The organism is Tessaracoccus bendigoensis DSM 12906 (assembly GCF_900141915.1).
In the GTDB taxonomy this organism is placed as follows: domain Bacteria; phylum Actinomycetota; class Actinomycetes; order Propionibacteriales; family Propionibacteriaceae; genus Arachnia; species Arachnia bendigoensis.
On sequence record NZ_FQZG01000134.1, the window covers coordinates 1 to 3,384 of the forward strand.

At 63.2% G+C, this 3,384-nt stretch carries 4 protein-coding genes; 3 read left to right on the forward strand and 1 reads right to left on the reverse strand.

The window, feature by feature from the left end; translation table 11 throughout:
• On the forward strand, window positions 1-694 hold a 694-nt coding region (locus BUC15_RS18610), incomplete at its 5' end, for an IS3 family transposase (RefSeq protein WP_139280367.1).
• A gap of 254 nt (window positions 695-948) precedes the next feature.
• Here BUC15_RS18610 and BUC15_RS18615 read toward each other — a convergent pair.
• Entirely contained in the window at window positions 949-1,809 is an 861-nt protein-coding gene (locus BUC15_RS18615; protein WP_073191567.1) for a sugar phosphate isomerase/epimerase family protein, read from the reverse strand.
• A 141-nt stretch (window positions 1,810-1,950) separates the two neighbouring features.
• Between BUC15_RS18615 and BUC15_RS18620 the strand changes: the two genes are divergently transcribed.
• Together BUC15_RS18620 and BUC15_RS18625 are read left to right on the forward strand one after the other, a co-directional pair.
• Window positions 1,951-2,766 (forward strand): GntR family transcriptional regulator, encoded by an 816-nt coding sequence (locus BUC15_RS18620; RefSeq protein WP_245788043.1) that lies wholly within the window; start codon window positions 1,951-1,953, stop codon window positions 2,764-2,766.
• A 130-nt stretch (window positions 2,767-2,896) separates the two neighbouring features.
• Window positions 2,897-3,384, forward strand: a 488-nt coding sequence (locus BUC15_RS18625) for a transaldolase family protein (protein WP_281249310.1), incomplete at its 3' end; no start/stop codon positions are given.

Genomic DNA, 3,384 nt, shown 5'->3' on the forward strand with positions numbered 1-3,384 from the left:
GGGTGTGCGGCGTGTCCGCGCCGAGCTCGCCGCACGAGGCTGGCCGGTCTCCCACAAGCGAGTGTGGCGGCTGATGCGGCAAGCGCGTTTGCAGGGCCGGCACCCCCGTGCGTGGCGGCGTACCACCATCCCGGGCCCGGACGCGGCCCCAGCCCCGGACCTGATCGGCAGGGACTTCACAGCCGCGGCCATCGACACCCGCTGGTGTGGTGACATCACGTACATAAAGACTTGGAATGGCTGGGCCTACATGGCCACGGTTATCGACTTGCACTCGCGGAAACTCGTTGGCTGGGCCATCGATGACCACATGCGCACCAGTCTCGTCACAGACGCTCTCGAAATGGCCGTCAAGGAACGGAAACCGGCAGCCGGTGTCATATTTCATTCTGACCGAGGCACACAGTACACCTCGGTTGAGTTCGACAGATACTGCTTCAACAATAACATTACACGATCGCTTGGCAAAACCGGCATCTGTTACGATAACGCCGTATCGGAATCCTTCTTCGCCACTTACAAGAAGGAACTTATCCATACCCGTCCCTGGCCCGATCTGGAACGCTTGCGGGACACTACCGCGGACTGGGTCAACAACTACTACAACACCATTCGGAGGCACTCCAGCCTCGGATACTTGACACCAACCGAATACGAACTAGGATACACTCATATCAATCAATTGGCAGCCTGACAATTGAGTGTCCACAAAACCGGAAACACTCCACAAAACCACTACCAGGCCGACGACCTCTCCAGCGATACTGCACAACACCGAAGAACACCCAGCCAGGCAGTGACCGCCAGTTTCGACACAAGTCAGAACACCAGCGGCAGGGACCTACCCCCTATCCTCACCGTTTCGACACGGGCCGCTCGTTCCTCACGGCCCGGCTCAACCAACGCACTACCCAGCTCAACCGATGCGCGACCCTGCTCAACCGACCCTCAGGCCAAGGCGGCCAGAGCCTCGTACGACGCCCTCGCGTTCTCCACCGGGCCGCCGTCGGCCGGGGGTTCCTCGTCGAGCATGATGTCCTGCTCCAACACCCAATACCCATCGAAGCCCGCCTCGGCCAGCAGGCCGACGATCGTGGCGAAGTCGATGTCGCCCTGACCGATCGGCGTGAACATGCCCGCCTTGATGCCTTCGCTCCACGTCAGTTCACCCGGCAGCAACTTGTCGGTGAGCGCCTTGTCGACATCCTTGGCGTGGACGATGTCGACGCGGTCCGCGTACCTACGCACCAACTCGACCACGTCGGCACCACCCGCAGTCAAGTGCCCCGTGTCCAGACACAGCCCGACGGTGGAATTGTCGAGCACCCGCTCGACCTCATCGACGTTCTGCACCATGGTTCCCCAGTGGGGGTGGAGGGTCGCGGTGACGCCCTTGGCGGCCGCGACCTCCTTGATCCGGGACAGGTTGGCAAACAGCGTGGTCCAACCCTCCTCGTCCAGTTCGGGACGGTCGTCGTAGCCGTCGCGACCTGAGTCGGCTGCCAGGACGAGGAACTCGCCACCCGCCACCTCGAACGCCTTCAACTCCTGCTCGACCTGGGGAATCGGGTCGAACCCAGGATCGTGCATCACGGCCAGGAAGAAGGCCCCGACCGGTTTGAGGCCAAACTCGCCCACGACGGCGGCGCGCTCCTCGGCGTCAACCGGGAGCCAGCCCTGCGGGCCGAACTCCGTCGCCGTCAAACCGATGTCCTTCATCTCGGTGAGCACACGCCCTGGCGTCATCTGGTAGCCCCAACCGGGAACCTCACACACGCCCCAGCTGATTGGTGCGCCGGCAATCTTCATCGATGTCTCCTCGCTTGATGCACGATGTGATCTGCACACCACCGTTGGCGTGCCCGGGCCAGTCTGACACCAGAGAGTTGCCATGGTCAACTCATTGTGCTTACATGGTCCCCTACCATTGGTCAAGATGAACCCTTGAACGTGGACGAAGTGGTCCACCTCGACTACCAGAAGCCCAGCGACGACCCCACAGAGACCTCCGAGGAGGCGAACATGGAGCAGACCTATTCACCCCTGATCACGATCGACAGGGCCTCCGGCACACCGCTCTACGAACAGATCGCCGTCCCGATCGAGGCGGCGATCCTGTCGGGAGAGCTACCGGCCGGGGCCATGATCGAGGACGAGGTCTCGATGGCCAACCGCCTCGACGTCGCCCGGCCGACCGCCCGACGCGCCCTCCAGGAACTTGCCGCCAAGGGGCTCGTCACCCGACGTCGAGGCGTCGGCACCCGCGTCACCCCACCGCACGTACACCGTCCGATGAAACTGTCGTCGCTCAACGAGGACCTCTCCGAGGCCGGTTTCCAGCCTTCGACCAAGGTGCTGCACTATCAGGTGCGCCCGGCTACCCCCGAAGAGGCGACCGAGCTCGAGTTGGCCCCCGACGACGCCGTGCTGTCCATCAGCCGCATCCGGTATGCCGATGATCACCCCCTCGCCCTCCTGACCAACGTGATGCCGCTCGACGTGGCACCTACCTGGCAGGAACTCGGCACAGTGGGCCTCTACCAGTGCCTGCATGACCGTGGCGTCGAGATCGCTTCAGCGACTCAGGACGTCGGCGCCAGAGGTGCAAGCGCAGACGAGTCCGGCATCCTTGGCGATCAGCCCGGCACGCCGCTTCTGACCATGCATCGGGTCAGCCGGACGTCCGACGGCCGCCCCGTCGAGCTCGGCAATCACATCTACCGGCCGTCGCTCTACTCGTTCAAGTTCTCGCTCTTTTCGGCCTGACCCGAAACAGCCTGCTGCACCAGCAGATGCATGTCCACACAAAGCTTGACACTATTCCAAACATTTGCTTGACTTGTCGTCGTTGGACCACGGCAAAGCCGCCGCGACGTTTTCCCACAAGGAGCCGAAGATGACCGACATCGAATACACCCCCGGACCGCTGCTCACCGCGGCCCGAACCACCCCGACCGCACTCTGGAACGACTCATCCGACCTCGCAGAGTTGAAGCAGTCGATCTCGTTCGGCGGCGTGGGTGCCACGTGCAACCCGGTGATCGCCTACACCGTCATCAAGAGCAACCTCGACGTCTGGGCCCCCCGGATCGAGGCGATCGCCGCCGAGCACCCCACCTGGGGCGAATCCGCAATCGGCTGGCAGGCCGTCAAGGACCTATCCGTCGAGGCCGCCGCGCTGCTCAAGCCCATCTTTGATGAGCACAACGGACGAAACGGCCGTCTCTCCGTGCAGACCGATCCCCGCTTCCACCGCGACGCGAAGGCCCTGGCCGACCAGGCCGTCGAGTTTCACGGCCTCGCCGACAACATCGTCGTCAAGATCCCGGCCACCAAGGTCGGCATCGAAGCCATCGAGGACGCCACCTACCGCGGCGTGAGCAT

Coding starts and splice junctions, on each gene's coding strand:
- BUC15_RS18615 (WP_073191567.1), bottom strand. CDS start 1,809: ATGAAGATTGCCGGCGCACCAATCAGCTGGGGCGTGTGTGAGGTTCCC.